The 12,910-nt window shown below is 58.1% G+C and carries 15 protein-coding genes; 6 read left to right on the forward strand and 9 right to left on the reverse strand.

Annotated elements, in window-relative coordinates:
• Positions 1 to 26: 26 nt before the first annotated feature.
• Together rpsB and AC1DNI_RS10175 are read right to left on the reverse strand one after the other, a co-directional pair.
• A complete protein-coding gene (gene rpsB / locus AC1DNI_RS10170; RefSeq protein ID WP_027232603.1) occupies positions 27 to 812 on the reverse strand; it encodes a 30S ribosomal protein S2 in 786 nt (261 codons plus the stop codon).
• 198 nt (positions 813 to 1,010) lie between these two features.
• Entirely contained in the window at positions 1,011 to 1,775 is a 765-nt protein-coding gene (locus AC1DNI_RS10175) for a cell envelope integrity EipB family protein (protein WP_477691977.1), read from the reverse strand.
• A gap of 177 nt (positions 1,776 to 1,952) precedes the next feature.
• Between AC1DNI_RS10175 and AC1DNI_RS10180 the strand changes: the two genes are divergently transcribed.
• The 4 genes from AC1DNI_RS10180 (at position 1,953) to AC1DNI_RS10195 (ending at position 4,955) form a co-directional block, all read left to right on the forward strand.
• On the forward strand, positions 1,953 to 2,417 hold the full coding sequence (locus AC1DNI_RS10180; RefSeq protein ID WP_477691809.1) for a RidA family protein: 465 nt from the start codon (positions 1,953 to 1,955) through the stop codon (positions 2,415 to 2,417).
• A 2-nt stretch (positions 2,418 to 2,419) separates the two neighbouring features.
• The gene (locus AC1DNI_RS10185) at positions 2,420 to 3,139 is read left to right on the forward strand and encodes a glycerophosphodiester phosphodiesterase (protein ID WP_477691810.1); all 720 of its coding nucleotides are present in this window, start codon (positions 2,420 to 2,422) and stop codon (positions 3,137 to 3,139) included.
• Positions 3,140 to 3,255: 116 nt separating this feature from the next.
• Positions 3,256 to 4,440: a GNAT family N-acetyltransferase gene (locus AC1DNI_RS10190; protein ID WP_477691811.1), complete on the forward strand. Its 1,185-nt coding sequence runs from the start codon at positions 3,256 to 3,258 to the stop codon at positions 4,438 to 4,440.
• Between the two features lie 80 nt (positions 4,441 to 4,520).
• Entirely contained in the window at positions 4,521 to 4,955 is a 435-nt protein-coding gene (locus AC1DNI_RS10195; protein WP_477691812.1) for an HIT family protein, read from the forward strand.
• A 28-nt stretch (positions 4,956 to 4,983) separates the two neighbouring features.
• Here AC1DNI_RS10195 and AC1DNI_RS10200 read toward each other — a convergent pair whose 3' ends face one another.
• The 6 genes from AC1DNI_RS10200 to AC1DNI_RS10225 form a co-directional block, all read right to left on the reverse strand.
• Positions 4,984 to 5,910, reverse strand: a complete 927-nt coding sequence (locus AC1DNI_RS10200) for a phosphatase PAP2 family protein (protein WP_477691813.1) — start codon at positions 5,908 to 5,910, stop codon at positions 4,984 to 4,986.
• A 68-nt stretch (positions 5,911 to 5,978) separates the two neighbouring features.
• Positions 5,979 to 6,320: an AzlD domain-containing protein gene (locus tag AC1DNI_RS10205; protein WP_477691814.1), complete on the reverse strand. Its 342-nt coding sequence runs from the start codon at positions 6,318 to 6,320 to the stop codon at positions 5,979 to 5,981.
• Positions 6,317 to 7,081, reverse strand: coding sequence for an AzlC family ABC transporter permease (locus AC1DNI_RS10210; RefSeq protein WP_477691815.1), 765 nt, complete (start codon positions 7,079 to 7,081; stop codon positions 6,317 to 6,319). Before AC1DNI_RS10210 ends, AC1DNI_RS10205 begins: the two co-directional genes overlap by 4 nt.
• A 66-nt stretch (positions 7,082 to 7,147) precedes the next feature.
• Positions 7,148 to 9,610 carry an ATP-dependent Clp protease ATP-binding subunit ClpA gene (gene clpA, locus AC1DNI_RS10215; RefSeq protein WP_477691816.1) on the reverse strand — a complete coding sequence of 821 codons (2,463 nt, stop codon included), beginning with the start codon at positions 9,608 to 9,610 and terminating at the stop codon, positions 7,148 to 7,150.
• 6 nt (positions 9,611 to 9,616) lie between these two features.
• Entirely contained in the window at positions 9,617 to 9,970 is a 354-nt protein-coding gene (gene clpS, locus AC1DNI_RS10220; protein ID WP_081815938.1) for an ATP-dependent Clp protease adapter ClpS, read from the reverse strand.
• Between the two features lie 201 nt (positions 9,971 to 10,171).
• Positions 10,172 to 10,504: a phasin family protein gene (locus tag AC1DNI_RS10225; protein ID WP_091949502.1), complete on the reverse strand. Its 333-nt coding sequence runs from the start codon at positions 10,502 to 10,504 to the stop codon at positions 10,172 to 10,174.
• Positions 10,505 to 10,806: 302 nt separating this feature from the next.
• On the opposite strand from AC1DNI_RS10225, the gene AC1DNI_RS10230 reads away from it, so the two are divergent.
• Together AC1DNI_RS10230 and AC1DNI_RS10235 are read left to right on the forward strand one after the other, a co-directional pair.
• The gene (locus tag AC1DNI_RS10230; RefSeq protein WP_091922687.1) at positions 10,807 to 12,114 is read left to right on the forward strand and encodes a D-alanyl-D-alanine carboxypeptidase family protein; all 1,308 of its coding nucleotides are present in this window, start codon (positions 10,807 to 10,809) and stop codon (positions 12,112 to 12,114) included.
• A gap of 48 nt (positions 12,115 to 12,162) precedes the next feature.
• Positions 12,163 to 12,432 carry a hypothetical protein gene (locus AC1DNI_RS10235; protein ID WP_051615159.1) on the forward strand — a complete coding sequence of 90 codons (270 nt, stop codon included), beginning with the start codon at positions 12,163 to 12,165 and terminating at the stop codon, positions 12,430 to 12,432.
• A gap of 12 nt (positions 12,433 to 12,444) precedes the next feature.
• Here the strand turns inward: AC1DNI_RS10235 and AC1DNI_RS10240 are convergent, their stop codons facing one another.
• The gene (locus AC1DNI_RS10240) at positions 12,445 to 12,882 is read right to left on the reverse strand and encodes a DUF1489 family protein (protein WP_477691817.1); all 438 of its coding nucleotides are present in this window, start codon (positions 12,880 to 12,882) and stop codon (positions 12,445 to 12,447) included.
• Between the last annotated feature and the right edge of the window lie 28 nt (positions 12,883 to 12,910).

Genomic DNA, 12,910 nt, shown 5'->3' on the forward strand with positions numbered 1-12,910 from the left:
ACCCGATAAGACGGGTGTATGAAGCCTCAAGCGGAGGCTTCACCTTCCTGTACAGGAGCGGCCTCAAGAGCCGGTTCGGCCGGAGCCTCTTCCTGAGCGCCAAGATCGACACCGAGGGAACCCTGCTGACGGGCGATACCGTCGAGCGCAGCCTTGGCGATGAGGTCGCAATAAAGCGAGATCGCGCGGGATGCGTCGTCATTGCCCGGGATCGGGAAGTCGATCTGGTCCGGATCGCAATTGGAATCGATCACGGCAACGACTGGAATACCAAGACGCTTGGCTTCCTGGATCGCGATGGCTTCCTTGTTGGTATCGATGATGAAGATGAGGTCCGGGGTCGAACCCATGTTCTTGATACCGCCGAGGGCGCGGTTGAGCTTCTCGCGCTCGCGATCGAGGTTTAGGCGCTCCTTCTTGGTGAAGCCCTGGGCGTCGCCAGCGAGAAGTTCGTCGAGCTTGCGCAGACGCTGGATCGAGTTCGAGATCGTCTTCCAGTTGGTCATCATGCCGCCGAGCCAGCGTGCGTTGACGTAATACTGGGCCGAGCGGGTCGCGGCGTCGGCAATGATGTCCGAAGCCTGACGCTTGGTGCCTACGAAGAGAACGCGGCCGCCACGGGCTACCGTGTCGGAAACCTTCTTCAGGGCCGTATGCAGCAGCGGAACGGTCTGGGCGAGATCGAGAATGTGAATATTGTTGCGGTCACCATAAATGTATGGTGCCATTTTCGGGTTCCAGCGATGTGTCTGGTGGCCGAAGTGAACGCCAGCTTCAAGGAGCTGACGCATGCTGAAATCAGGCAATGCCATCTTTATTTTCCTTTTCCGGTTTAACCTCCACAGGAAAGAGGCGGGAGACCCGCCACCGGAGGCCATATCGGATTTCTCCCGATATCAACCCAAATCCCGTGTGTGGAATGCTGCGGCTGTTAGTCGATAATTGCGGCAAACGCAAGTGCGTCGGCGATAAAAGCCATCACATCAGGCGATCTTATGCGGCAAGCATGACTATTTCTTGCACTTTGGCGTGTCGAAAAGCTGCAGATTGACCAGCTTTCCGGTCATGGAGAAATCGCCATAATCCATTTTCAGATCACGGGTTACGCCGTTCCGGTACATCTTGAAGTTGATACGGTAGCTCGGCAGACCCTCAGCTTTTTCACTTTCGTCGAAATAGGCGATCGAGACCGGCCAGGTGTTTTCCTTGGCAAGAGGGCCCATGTGCTTGGTCTCGTCCTCGCCATCCGAGAGCGAGGATTTGCCGATCACGACCGTCGTTGCCATCACCTTGTTGGCATCCTCGGAACCGTCGAAGAGCTTCGTCTGGTAGAAGACTTCGCCGGCAAGCGCCTTTTCGATCAGTTCCTGCATGTGCCGGGTCGGGAACTGCGACAATTCCAGATCCTGCTTGAGCGCCTCGGGTTTGGTCAGCGAAATTTCCGTCTTGTCTTTCAGGAGAGCAGCGTTGCCGCGCACCTCCTTGGTCAGGCTCTGATCAACGAATGTCTTGTTGACGAAGCGGAACTTGCCGCCGTCGCCGGATTCGTAGGTCGTCGTCTGCTGGTCGGTAACGCGCTGCGGCTGCTCTTCCATGTCGACGCGGGTCACAAAACGAAAGTTCGTGGTATAGCCTTCGCAATCCGAACCGTTGAACTCATAGACCATACGGCCGGTCAGTCCGGTAATGCCGCTGCTATCCTGGGCACTGTCGAGTTTCAGGTCATAGATGGCGCGATGTGGAACAAGCGTCGCCGTTCCGGCAGCCAAAGCCATGGTTGAGTGGGTCAGACCAAGGGCACCGAGGCTGAAAACGAGAGCGGACAAGACGCGCATAGACAAGATTCTCCATATTAGAACGCGCATATTAAAAAAACTCTTGGCGGAAGCGAGGCAAAAATCGCACCTTGCGTCACATTCATTACGATTCCGCTTGATAAGGACGAAGATATCATGACCAGCACCATCGAATCCCGCCTGAAGGAACTCGGCATAGAATTGCCGGTCGCCGCGGCGCCCGCTGCAAACTACGTGCCCTTCGCACAGACAGGAAAACTGCTGCTGACCTCCGGACAATTGCCGCTCTCGGGCGGCAAACTCATCCACACCGGCCTTCTTGGCGCGCAGCTCGCCGTCGCCGAGGGCCAGGAAGCCGCAAGGGCTTGCGCCATCAATATTCTCGCGCAGGCCAAAGCCGCGCTGGGTGATCTCGATAAGATCGCGCGCATCGTGAAAATCACCGTGTTCGTGGCTTCGACGCCGAATTTCACCGAACAGCACCTCGTCGCCAACGGCGCCTCGGATCTGCTGGTTGCCGTCCTTGGCGATGCAGGCCGCCATGCCCGCTCGGCGGTGGGGACAGCCGCCCTGCCCTTGAACGCGCCCGTTGAAGTCGAAGCCATCATCGAGGTCCGCTGATCATGACATCGGCTGACTGGCTCAAGGATGTGCCGATCGCCCATCGCGGTTTGCATGATCTCAACAAAACCCGCTGGGAGAATACGCTCTCCGCATTCGAAGCGGCCGCGAGCGCGGGTTACGCCATCGAATGCGACGTGCACCTTTCGGCCGACGGCGAGGCCATCGTCTTTCACGACGGAACGCTGGATCGGCTCATCGGCCGACAAGGCAATATCGACGAAGTGACGGTCGAGGCGGCGAGGGCCATGCGGGTCGGCGGCACGGACGATCATGTTCCGACGCTCGTTGAAGCGCTGGAGTTGATCGACGGGCGGGTTCCGATCGTCATCGAACTCAAGGGCATTCCTGGCCGAGACGACGGCCTCGTCAAGGCGGTCGCAGGTGACCTTGCCGGCTATGCGGGAAAAGCGGCGATCATGTCGTTCGACCATCATCTGATCCGGCTTTTCGGCACGGATGCGCCCCGCATACCGGCCGGCCTGACTGCTGAAGGACTGCGCGAGGCCGATCTTGAGGCGCATTTTTCCATGCTCGCTCACGAAATCGATTTCGTGTCCTACAACGTCCACCATCTCGACAATCGCTTCGTCAAGTTCGTTCGCGGCAAGCTCGGACTGCCGGTGATTTCCTGGACGGCAAGGAGCCTCGCGGACAAGGCGACGAGCGATGCCTTTGTCGATCAGATCACCTTCGAGGGTTTCGACCCGCACGCCGCATAGGATGCGCCCTGCCCCTTGCATCGCAGGATGAAATGCCTAGCTTTAGCTTAAGCGGTTGCACGGGTCGGCGCGTCGCCGGCCCGTAAGCTTAGGCTAAGCCAGGAACCAATCCAACGATGCATGATTCTCATCGAGGCGATTTTACCTTGCGCGCTTGCGAGGGCGTTGGCGCATTTACGCGCGAAGAATGGGCAAAGCTGAGTGGCGCCGATCGGACCGCGCCCGAATACAACCCGTTTCTCTCGCATGCCTTCTTGTCGTCGCTCGAAGATTCGGGTTGCGTCGCCCGCCGGGCCGGCTGGCTGCCGCAATTCCTGCGCCTCGATGACGACAGCGGCAATCTGATCGGTGCAATCCCGTGCTATCTGAAGGGCCACAGTCAGGGTGAATATGTATTCGACCACGGCTGGGCCGACGCTTTTGAACGCGCCGGTGGTCGTTACTATCCGAAGCTGCAGGCGAGCGTCCCCTTCACGCCGGTGACCGGTCCTCGGCTACTGGTGAACCGGGACTGGGACCAGGCGGCGGTGCGAACTGCTCTCGCCAATGGCCTGCGCCAATTGGCCAACCAGATGGGTGTTTCGTCGGCTCACTCGACCTTCGTCAACGATGACGATCTCGGCGCTTTCACGGAAGCCGGTTTCCTGCATCGCACCGATCAGCAGTTCCATTTCTTCAACGAAGGTTATGAAAGCTACGACGCTTTTCTTGAAACGCTCGCCTCTCGCAAACGCAAGGCATTGAAACGGGAGCGCCGCGAGGCCGTTTCCGACGATATCACCATCGAGCGTTTGACGGGCGACGATATCACCGATGAGGTTTGGGACGATTTCTTTGCGTTCTATATGGATACTGGCAGCCGCAAATGGGGTCGCCCCTATCTCAACCGCGAATTCTACGCCTTGATCGGCGAGCGCATGCCGCAAGATATCATGCTGGTGATGGCAAAACGGGCGGGCAGATATATTGCCGGCGCTATCAACTTCATCGGGTCCGACCGGCTTTTCGGCCGGCATTGGGGCTGCATCGAGGACCATCGCTTCCTGCATTTCGAAGTCTGCTACCATCAGGCCATCGACTTCGCCATCGAACGCAAGCTCCGCGTCGTCGAGGCCGGCGCGCAGGGCGAGCACAAGCTTGCCCGGGGTTATCTGCCGGTTACCACCCACTCTGTCCATTACCTTGCCAATGAAGGGCTGCGGCGCGCGGTGAGCGATTTCCTTCGCCATGAGCGCAGTGAAGTCGCGCTCCTCAACGAGGCGCTGAGCGAGCACGCCCCCTTCAAGAACTCCGATCGCTGACCGGCGTTACTTGAACCGCTTGACTAGCGCGCCCGCCTTGGCAAACATCGCGGCCGGTTCCCCAATGGTACAGGTGCGTGATGACAGAGCCCTATGACGACAACAACGTGTTCGCCAAAATCCTGCGGGGTGAAATTCCATCGCATAAGTTGTACGAGGATGCGGACACCTACGCATTCATGGATGTCATGCCACAGGGCAAAGGCCATTGTCTGGCCATCACCAAGGCTCCGTGCCGTAACCTGCTCGACGTTGAATCCGAACCTTTGACTGCGGTGGTGGCGACCACCCAGAAACTGGTTCGGGCGGTGAAAAAGGCCTTCGACGCGGATGGCGTCACGGTTATGCAGTTCAATGAGCCGGCCTCCGGTCAAACGGTTTTCCACCTGCACTTCCACGTCATTCCGCGCTTTGAAGGCATTCCCCTGAAACCCCATACGGGGCAGATGGAGGATCAGGGCGTTCTCGCGGCAAACGCAGAGAAGATTCGGCAGGCGCTGGCGCAGGGCAGTTGACGCACCCGATTATGGAGCCGGTGGAATTCTAATGAGACTCCGCGGCGAGAGGTGCCTTCACTTCGGACCGACCAAGGCCAAGAATTGTGCGCGCCGCAAGGAGCGCAAGGGTGAAAACCGCGACGCCGCCAAACAGATCGACGATGTTGTGTCCGCCATGAACGATGATGGCAGGGACCATCAAAATATTGATGACCGCGATGACTGGAAATATTTTACGAAAGTCCATCGTGAAGTAAACGGAAAGACAGGCCATCACGGTATGGAATGATGGAAATGCGATAAGGCCGAGCGTGTCCTTCGGCGAGATATAGGCTGCGCCTTCCCGATATAGCCGCAGAAGTTCGAGACCATATGCGTGGTCGGCAATCGCCCCCAAGCGGTTAGCGACCTCCGACGGCAACGGATAATATGCGGCGGGTCCCGCACTTGGAATAATGCGCCACACCAGAATGGTCAAAAGTGCCGACAAGGTGGCGGTAAGCAGGAAGAGGTGCAGCGACCGCTTGGATCCAAAAAAGCCGACAAGGAGAATGACGCAAGTGATCTGGATGAGCGAACTGCCGTATATCACGCGCAATATAGTCGGAAGGTAGGGGACTTCCACGACGGCCTGGACGAAATCCGGCCAGTAAAATCCAAAAGCGCGATCCCACTCGATCAGCACCCGGTCGTAACTCTCGCCTACCGGCAGCAGCAGATAATTGAACACCGACCCGACGAGCGAGAAGAGCAGGTAGAAACCCGTTGCCGTGGTCGGAACGGCGATTTTCTCATCGTGGCGGTAGAGCCGATAAAATTGTCCGATCGCGATGGCGGCGAGCCCCATGCTGCCGCCAACGGCATAGCCAAGCCAATCGACGGTGACGCCCTTAGCGCTGGCAAGTGCAATGTTGATCATAAGCAGCACAGCAATAATGCCACCGACAATTTTCTCGGCCGGATAGAGAACCATCGCTCACCCCTGTCTTTTTTAGGGATCTTAATCCGGTCCAATTAAGGATCGCTGAATCAACGCTGCGCTTACGCGAGGACAAGTCCGGCAATCAGGATAATCTCGGCAACGATAACGCCGATGATCACACGCCGGCCAAGGCTGAGATAGGCAAAGAAACCTGCTGCCGCCGCGCCGATCCGCAAAAACACTGACGATTCAGCAAGCGAACCACTCGGGTAGAGGATCAGTTGAGCGATAACGCCTGCGACAAGGGCGGTTGCCACCGCCCGCACAATGACGAGGGCTTCGGAGTCCTCGCGAACCCTTCCGCCGATAAGTACGCCGATCCACCGCCATACGTCGGTTGGAAGCCAGCCGGCGAGCAGTATGAAGAGGTACGGCCACCACCAGGCGGAGATGCTGGTCATGACGCCCTGCCCCGCGCTTTTGTCCAGTGGAGGTAGGCCATCGTAGCCGCACCGCCGGCAAGACCCGTAAGAAGCAGGTCATAGGCGGGCGCGATATGGTGGATCAGCGGAAACAGCAGCAGACCCGAAACCATGGCGACATGCACCGTACGGTCACGCGCCGAACCCCAGAGCGAGGCCAGAAAATACATTGGCGTGAGGAAAAACAGCGCGGCGAATACGAGCGGAGGAAAATCGGTCGAAAGGTAGTAAACAAGACCGACAACGAGCGTATTGGCTGTGGTCAGCGTCATGCCAAGGCCGGCAAAATAGGTCGTGCGCATTTTGACGGGTACATTGCGCAGATGCTCCATTCCCAGCACCCAGGCGGTTACCGCGATGAAGTGGGAGAGAAAAAGAAGCACGATCTTGCGCGTTTTCGGCCCGCGCATTTCGGGAACGAACGCGGCGACCATGGGGACAAATCTGATCGAGGAGAGCGCGACCGCAACCGCAGCGCCGAGGATCGAGTAGCCCGCGCCGATTGCGCCGATGAGCACGATATTGGCGGGCAGCGCCCAGATCGCCGCAACCATGAACATGGCTTCCCCAACCGTCACCCCGCTCTGGCTGGCGAGGCCGGCAAATCCCACATGCGCCGTCATCAGGATCAGTGCAGGGATGGTGCGTATCATCGCCGCGCCGGAGAGAAACCACTTGAGGTGGCTCCCCGGATCTTCTTCTCGTTCCGGCAGATGGGAGGGCAATGCGGAATCAGCCATGGGTCCAGCGATAAAGGCAAGCAGCACAGCGGGCAAGAAAAAGGCCGCCCAAAGGCGGCCTTTTCATCATTTCTTGCGTGGCACTTTTGGCACCGACGCCTTGCGCACCACGTGCGGCTCGCTCGTTGCGAGACCGGCACCGGCCTTTTCGAGCGCTGGCTTCTTCGGGGCCGGCTTGCGCTTTGCAACAGGCTTCTTCTCGACCGGAATTTCCTTCTTCGGCTTCACCACGACTTCGTCGGCGACATAGTCGAGGACGAGCCCACGCGAACCATCGGGCTTCTCGGCAACCGAGACGCGAACCGTGCCACCCTTCTTCAGCTTACCGAACAGTACCTCGTCAGCGAGCGGCTTCTTGATGTGCTCCTGGATGACGCGCGCCAGCGGCCGCGCACCCATACGGTCATCGTAGCCCTTCTCGGCCAGCCAGGCGATTGCGTCCTGCTGCAGATCGAAGGTTACGCCGCGATCGGCAAGTTGCGCCTCAAGCTGGATGACGAACTTCTGCACGACCTGATGAATGACCGGAACCGGCAGCGGCCCAAACGGAATGATCGCATCGAGACGGTTGCGGAACTCCGGCGTAAACAGCCGATTGATCGCTTCCATGTCGTCGCCTTCACGCCGCGAAGACCCGAAACCAATCGCAGCCCGCGCCATATCCGAGGCACCGGCATTGGTGGTCATGATCAAAATCACATTGCGGAAGTCGATCTGCTTGCCGTTGTGGTCGGTCAGCTTGCCGTGATCCATGACCTGCAACAGGATGTTGAACAGATCAGGATGGGCCTTCTCGATTTCATCAAGCAGCAGCACGCAATGCGGATGCTGATCGACGCCATCGGTCAAAAGGCCGCCCTGGTCGAAGCCGACATAGCCGGGAGGTGCGCCGAGCAACCGGGATACGGTGTGGCGTTCCATATATTCCGACATGTCGAACCGCAGGAGCTCGACGCCGAGCGAATGCGCCAACTGCTTGGCAACTTCGGTCTTGCCGACGCCGGTCGGGCCGGAAAACAGGTAGGAGCCAATCGGCTTTTCCGGTTCGCGCAGGCCTGCCCTTGCAAGCTTGATCGACGATGACAGCGCTTCGATGGCCAGATCCTGGCCGTAGACGACACGCTTCAATTCAGCCTCGAGATTGGAGAGGACCGCTTCATCGTCCTTCGATACGGACTTCGGCGGAATGCGGGCCATCGTCGCGATAGTCGCTTCGATCTCCTTTACGCCGATTGACTTCTTGCGCTTCGATTCGGGCAGCAGCATCTGGCTTGCGCCCGTCTCATCGATCACGTCGATCGCCTTGTCCGGCAATTTACGGTCGTTGATATAGCGCGCGGAAAGTTCGACGGCGGACTTGATCGCCTCCACAGTGTACTTGACCTTGTGGAAATCCTCGAAATACGGCCGCAGACCTTTCATGATCTCGATCGCATCGGGGATCGAAGGTTCGTTGACGTCGATCTTCTGGAAGCGGCGAACGAGCGCCCTATCCTTTTCGAAGAACTGGCGGAACTCCTTGTAAGTGGTTGATCCTATGCAGCGAATCGCCCCCGAAGATAGCGCAGGCTTCAACAGGTTGGATGCATCCATTGCACCGCCCGACGTAGCGCCGGCGCCGATGATCGTGTGGATTTCGTCGATGAACAGGATGGCGCCCGGATACTCTTCGAGCTCCTTGATGACCTGCTTGAGGCGTTCCTCGAAATCACCGCGATAGCGGGTTCCGGCAAGCAAGGTGCCCATGTCGAGCGAAAAGACCGTCGCATCCTTGAGGACGGTCGGGACCTTACCTTCGACGATGCGCTTGGCAAGACCTTCGGCGATAGCCGTCTTGCCCACGCCCGGATCGCCCACATAGAGCGGGTTGTTCTTTGAGCGGCGGCACAAAATCTGGATCGTACGGCTGATTTCCTGGTCGCGGCCGATCAGCGGATCGATCTTTCCAGCTTTTGCCCGTTCGTTGAGATTGTTGCAGTAGGCCGTCAGGGCGTCCTGCTTCTTCTTGGTGCCCTCATCGGATTCCGAAGCGTGATGTTCTTCGTTGTTGCTTTCGGTCCCAAGGGGCGTGCGCGGCTCGGATGCGCCGGGGCGCTTCGAGATCCCGTGCGAAATATAGTTGACCGCGTCGTAGCGCGTCATCTGCTGTTCCTGCAGGAAAAACGCCGCATGGCTTTCGCGCTCAGCAAAGATCGCAACCAGGACGTTTGCCCCGGTCACTTCCTCGCGGTTAGAAGACTGAACATGGATGACAGCACGCTGGATGACGCGTTGAAAAGCAGCGGTTGGCTTGGAATCCTCGTCATAACCCGTCACGAGGTTGTCGAGCTCATGATCGACATAATCGGTCACCGTACGCGTCAGTTGAGCGAGGTCGACATTGCAGGCGCGCATGACACTACTCGCGTCCTGATCATCGATGAGCGCAAGGAGCAGATGCTCCAGCGTTGCATATTCATGATGATGCTCGTTCGCGATTGTCAGCGCCTGATGGAGGGCCCGCTCGAGACTAGGTGAGAAAGATGGCATGAAACCTCACTTTTTCTCCATCACGCATTGCAGCGGATGTTGGTTTTGCCGCGCATAGTCCATGACTTGGGTCATCTTGGACTCCGCGACCTCATAGGTAAAGACACCACATTCTCCGACTCCATGATTGTGCACATGGAGCATAATGCGTGTGGCATCCTCTCTGTTCTTCTGGAAAAAACGCTCCAGAACATGGATGACGAACTCCATTGGAGTGTAATCGTCATTGAGAAGCAACACGCGATAAAGGCTGGGTTTTTTCAGCTTTGGTTTAGTCCGGGTAATGACAGCCGTGCCACGTCCGGGACCATTGCCGCCACCCTTTTCTTCATCTTGCATAATGGGTGATAACCGCATCATCTCTTCAGACACCCGCATTCCTGATAGCTATTTGTCGCTTCATGCATTCTATGTAGGTCGCACCAAGCAGATTTTAAGCCCTCTCCTGAAGCTTGCAATATCAAGTTGCCGTTGCAAAGGGCCATTTGGCCCAGCGGAACAAAAAAAGTCCGGTTGCGTGGGCAACCGGACTTTTAAACAGTGTCAGCAGCAAGTTCAGGTTTATTTGCCGACCTTGGCGACAGCCAACTCGAAGGGGCGGTAAGCCTCTTTCGCGAGATCGGCATAAAGTTCACCGAACTTAGCAGCCTGCGAGACGAAGCCCTCATAGGCCTTCTTCGAAAACAGGCTCTGTGCAGCGAACGCCTGCTCTGCCGATTTCGTCGAGGCGAGCTTTTCGAGCAGGACCGAGCCGTCGTTGAACGAACGCTTCGAATAGTCTGCAGCTTCGGTTGCAATTGCCTGCAGACCCTGGCTGAGCGCGTTTACGCTCTTCATCGTGCTGTTGATGAATTCCTTGCTGGATTCATTCAGTGCTTCAAACGGGGTGGCCATGATGCATCCTTAAATGGGTTATTGTTGCGCTTCATTTAGTGTGCAAGGCACAAAAAGTCAATTTTTTGCTGCACTGCAGCATTCGAGTAAATTTTTCGATAAAGGCGGGGGAAATCGTCAACGCGGCGGTTACCATAAACATTTTAGTAACGCTGATGCGGATAAAGTTCACGAAATCAATCTGATGCGTCAGATCAAAGAGAACCCACCCGCATATCGAACAGGTGTTGATTGTGCTCCATCCGGCCCGCCAAACAAATAAACTAATCAAAAAAGTGGCTCATGCATTTCTGGCTCTCTCGATGATCTCCGGCATCAGCGCTGCCGGCACCTCGGCAGCGTCGGCTGAAACCAAGGCGGCAGCCATCGTTGTCGATGCCAACACCGGCAAGACGCTTTATTCGTCCAACCCTGACGCCCAGCGCTTCCCGGCCTCGCTGACGAAGATGATGACGCTCTACATGCTGTTCGATGCGATGGCGGCAGGCAAGGTCTCCAAATCGACACCCATCCCGGTTTCCGCTTACGCCGCCGGCCAGCCGCCAACGAAAGTCGGCTTTCGCCCCGGCCAGACAATCAGCGCCGAAGCCGCCATCCTGTCGCTGATCACCAAGTCTGCCAACGACTCGGCAACCGCCATCGGCGAGTATCTCGGCGGATCCGAGCAGCGGTTCGCTGTGATGATGACCAACAAGGCGCGCCAGCTCGGCATGCGCAACACGCAGTTCCGCAATGCGAACGGCCTGCCTGATCCACAGCAGCGCTCTTCCGCCCGCGACCTCGCCCTCCTCGGCATCGCGCTGCGCGAGCATTTCCCCCAATATTACGACTATTTCTCCACACGCAGCTTCACCTACAACGGGCGACGCATTGTTGGGCACAACCGCTTGCTCGGAAAAGTACGTGGTGTCGACGGAATCAAGACGGGCTACACGCGCGCTTCGGGTTTCAACCTCGTCAGTTCCGTCAATGTCGACGGCAAGAAGCTTGTCGCCGTCGTCATGGGCGGCACGAGCGGCGGCGCCCGCGACGCGCAGATGGCGCAGCTCATCGACAAGTATCTTCCGAGCGCTTCACGCCGAGACGGCGGCAACCTGATCGCCTCGCGTCGCAACAGCAAGGTCGAAGTCGCTGCTGTCGATCTGCCCGATACCGCGCCCGTCCCAGTGCCGGCACGGCGCGAAGAGGTGGCGACCACCCAAGCGGCTGAAGTCGTCACGGCCTATGCAGACCCGAAGCCGGTTCCATCGGTGGCAGCGCGCGTTCTCCAGGTTCCGGCGCCCCAGCCAAAGGCCGAGATCGGCGAAGGCGATGTTTCCGAAGTCGATCCAGTGACCACCGCTTCCGCGCCGTCGGCGGGCGGATGGATGGTGCAGATTGCTTCGGTCGGCAGCTCCGAGGAGGCCAAGGCAATGCTTGCCAAGGCCGCGGCCCAGGTTGGCGGTCCCATCGCCTCGCTCTCGCCCTATACGGAAAAATTCCAGAAGGGTGCGCAGACTTATCATCGTGCGCGCTTTGCCGGCATTACCAACGCCAAGGCGGCCAACAATGCCTGTGCCGCACTGAAGCGTCAGAATTTCAACTGCTTTGCAATTGCACCACAATCGTAAGGCATCAACCCGACAGACCCAGATTGTACAGTGTAGAGGGTTTTGCGAATGTCCAGCACCACGGAAATACATGACCCGGCGGGCCTGACTGCCAAGGAATCGAAATCATCACTGTTCGGCATGCACGCCTTGCAGCAGGCTGCCTTGCGGATCGCCGACCTTCGCCACGGCAATGCGGCATTCAAGACGATGGACCTCGTCAATGTGCTGCTTTGTCAGGCTGCGCGCACCCGCCGCGCGGCGATGCCGCCGGTGCGCCTGCGCATTCACTCGGACGGCCGTAACGGGGTCAGTCCGGTTCGGCTGCGTCTCTCCTGATCGAGAATAGAATTAGAGCAGGCCCAGCGAGGCGAGTTCGTTGCGCAGTTCCGGCGGGAGTTTCGCACGGCCGGATTTGCCATGTCCTTCATCCATGGGGACATCTTCGCTGGAGAGATACCGCCATCCCTGAAACGCACGGCGCGGCTGCCATTCAGTTGGGACGATGCGCGGTTCGAGGACCAGATGGCAACGCGAAATGCCTTGGTCGTCCGTGAATGTCCGAATGTCGGTTAGTCGCTGGCGGCACTGTATGTTGCCCTTGATCACCCAGTAGAGCGAGCCGCCGTCGAGAAGCTCGTCGATGCGCTTGGGCACCATCCGGGTTGTATGAAACTGCTCGATCGAGAGTCCCGCCTGCCGGCGCTCGTCAAGGCGGAAATCGATCCAGGCCGCGAGTTCTTCAATTGCACTGCAGCCGACGCAAAGTTTGACGAGATTGAGAGCCATGTGAGAAGCATTTACGCTTTCATCCGCC

The organism is Phyllobacterium sp. 01N428 (genome assembly GCF_056399405.1).

What these genes read in the sequence shown, in the direction of transcription:
- AC1DNI_RS10185 (WP_477691810.1), top strand. Translation starts at nt 2,420, where the DNA reads ATGACATCGGCTGACTGGCTCAAGGATGTGCCGATCGCCCATCGCGGT.
- AC1DNI_RS10205 (WP_477691814.1), bottom strand. Translation starts at nt 6,320, where the DNA reads ATGACCAGCATCTCCGCCTGGTGGTGGCCGTACCTCTTCATACTGCTC.
- clpA (WP_477691816.1), bottom strand. Translation starts at nt 9,610, where the DNA reads ATGCCATCTTTCTCACCTAGTCTCGAGCGGGCCCTCCATCAGGCGCTG.
- AC1DNI_RS10195 (WP_477691812.1), top strand. Translation starts at nt 4,521, where the DNA reads ATGACAGAGCCCTATGACGACAACAACGTGTTCGCCAAAATCCTGCGG.
- AC1DNI_RS10175 (WP_477691977.1), bottom strand. Translation starts at nt 1,775, where the DNA reads ATGGCTTTGGCTGCCGGAACGGCGACGCTTGTTCCACATCGCGCCATC.
- AC1DNI_RS10200 (WP_477691813.1), bottom strand. Translation starts at nt 5,910, where the DNA reads ATGGTTCTCTATCCGGCCGAGAAAATTGTCGGTGGCATTATTGCTGTG.
- AC1DNI_RS10180 (WP_477691809.1), top strand. Translation starts at nt 1,953, where the DNA reads ATGACCAGCACCATCGAATCCCGCCTGAAGGAACTCGGCATAGAATTG.
- AC1DNI_RS10240 (WP_477691817.1), bottom strand. Translation starts at nt 12,882, where the DNA reads ATGGCTCTCAATCTCGTCAAACTTTGCGTCGGCTGCAGTGCAATTGAA.
- AC1DNI_RS10235 (WP_051615159.1), top strand. Translation starts at nt 12,163, where the DNA reads ATGTCCAGCACCACGGAAATACATGACCCGGCGGGCCTGACTGCCAAG.
- AC1DNI_RS10230 (WP_091922687.1), top strand. Translation starts at nt 10,807, where the DNA reads ATGATCTCCGGCATCAGCGCTGCCGGCACCTCGGCAGCGTCGGCTGAA.
- rpsB (WP_027232603.1), bottom strand. Translation starts at nt 812, where the DNA reads ATGGCATTGCCTGATTTCAGCATGCGTCAGCTCCTTGAAGCTGGCGTT.
- clpS (WP_081815938.1), bottom strand. Translation starts at nt 9,970, where the DNA reads ATGATGCGGTTATCACCCATTATGCAAGATGAAGAAAAGGGTGGCGGC.
- AC1DNI_RS10210 (WP_477691815.1), bottom strand. Translation starts at nt 7,081, where the DNA reads ATGGCTGATTCCGCATTGCCCTCCCATCTGCCGGAACGAGAAGAAGAT.
- AC1DNI_RS10190 (WP_477691811.1), top strand. Translation starts at nt 3,256, where the DNA reads ATGCATGATTCTCATCGAGGCGATTTTACCTTGCGCGCTTGCGAGGGC.
- AC1DNI_RS10225 (WP_091949502.1), bottom strand. Translation starts at nt 10,504, where the DNA reads ATGGCCACCCCGTTTGAAGCACTGAATGAATCCAGCAAGGAATTCATC.